Here is a 1,508-nt window from a genome sequence, read left to right on the forward strand (position 1 = left end):
TGAAGATTTTGTGCGGATCTACCTAAGGGTTAGGGTGCCGAAGTTGGGAGCTATTGGTCTTGTTCTGAGACTTACGCCACATGATGTGCCCGGAACGATTTTTGATTGGTCCTATCAAAAGACTCGAGAAAGCAATCTGCTAGTGTCTGCTGAGGCCTCGGGAGAAGGGTATGGTACGACTCAAGAGCTTGAAAGCCAACCCAAGTTTTCGCTTAAAAATAAAGCTTATGAGGCAGAGTGGTCCCATGTGTACGAAAAAAGAGTTCTAACTCATATGGCGGATCTTGCGATAGGCTTCAGGTCCACTAATACGCAGTCTATTAAAAGCGATACTTTGACTCTGGATATGGAGAGTCAGTAATTCGACGTGGGGTTTTATGATGAAATTTCTTGTTTTTTTAATGGTGCTTTTTTCCGGTTTTGTCCAAGCGGATATTCTTTTTCAGGATCCGACTGGCAAGGGTTTAAACACTGCGATAAACAGTCTTTCGAAAGAGGAGGTTAAGGGCTGGTCTCGACCTGGCTCCGGGCGCGAGGAGTTTTTTTTGGGGCTTTTTTATATAAGAGGAGCGCCAGAGTTTTCGATCCAAAAAGATTGCAAGAAATCCATCGATTTTTTGCGGTCGGCTTGGGGCGAGGGTGTGGCTGATGCCGGGTATACATTGGCGACCATGTATTATAATGGTATTTGCACAGCCAAAGATGTCAGCAAAGCTAGAGATTTAGCAACGCAGACGGCGCAAGAGGGATATGTTCTTGCGCAGCGCATGTTAGGTATGGCGTATGTGGGGAAGAAATGGCAGAATTTATATTCTTACGACGTTGAAAAAGGTATCTGCTGGCTTGCTAAAGCAGGGAACGCCGGAGATCGAGAGTCCGCTGCACAGCTTGCGCTCATGTATAATAGAGGTGTTGGGGTAGTCAAGGACGACAAGAAATATTTTTTCTGGTTAAAAAAAGCAGTCTTTAATAAGTTTGAGGAAGGTAATAGGCTTGGCTTTCCCGCATTGGCAGAAAGTTATGAGAGTGGGAAAGGTACTGAAAAAAATTTGGTCAAGGCATACAAGTATTTTGATCTGAGTGGTACCGCTGGTGTGAAAGGGAAAAAACGTATCGCCAAGGAGATGACCCAAGAGCAGATCGACGAAGCTCTTCGTCAATCCAAAAAATGGCAGGAAGAACACAACGTTCAGGTGGGCGGTGGTTTTATCCGTCGCGCCAATTGAGATTGTTGTTTTGCCAAGATTGTGGTGTGTGACTTTAGAATTAAGACCCATGGCATTTGCCATGGGTTTTTTATTGAATCATCTTTGCTCTAGTAGAAGAAAACGGTGTTGTTTTGACGACGACTGTCCATATTTCGGGCTCGGTCCGGCAGTCATTGGGTGCCGGACATAGAATGGTGTGCCTAGAGGTATCCGGACGATACAAATAGCGGTGCCTGGAACCGGTTGTTTAGTTCAGGTGTCGGTTTACTTAGCGCAGGCATGGGCGCTGCCGAGGGGTAT

2 protein-coding genes are annotated in these 1,508 nt (G+C 45.8%); both read left to right on the forward strand.

Annotation, left to right across the window (positions count from 1 at the left end):
* Window positions 1-361, forward strand: a 361-nt coding sequence (locus tag DOM36_RS20545; RefSeq protein ID WP_232823942.1) for a hypothetical protein, incomplete at its 5' end; no start/stop codon positions are given.
* Between the two features lie 16 nt (window positions 362-377).
* Window positions 378-1,226: a tetratricopeptide repeat protein gene (locus tag DOM36_RS19915; RefSeq protein ID WP_110644167.1), complete on the forward strand. Its 849-nt coding sequence runs from the start codon at window positions 378-380 to the stop codon at window positions 1,224-1,226.
* Window positions 1,227-1,508: the final 282 nt, after the last annotated feature.

The sequence above is a fragment of the Salinicola sp. CPA57 genome (assembly GCF_003206035.1).
GTDB lineage: Bacteria > Pseudomonadota > Gammaproteobacteria > Pseudomonadales > Halomonadaceae > Salinicola > Salinicola socius.

Coding starts and splice junctions, on each gene's coding strand:
- DOM36_RS19915 (WP_110644167.1), top strand. CDS start 378: ATGATGAAATTTCTTGTTTTTTTAATGGTGCTTTTTTCCGGTTTTGTC.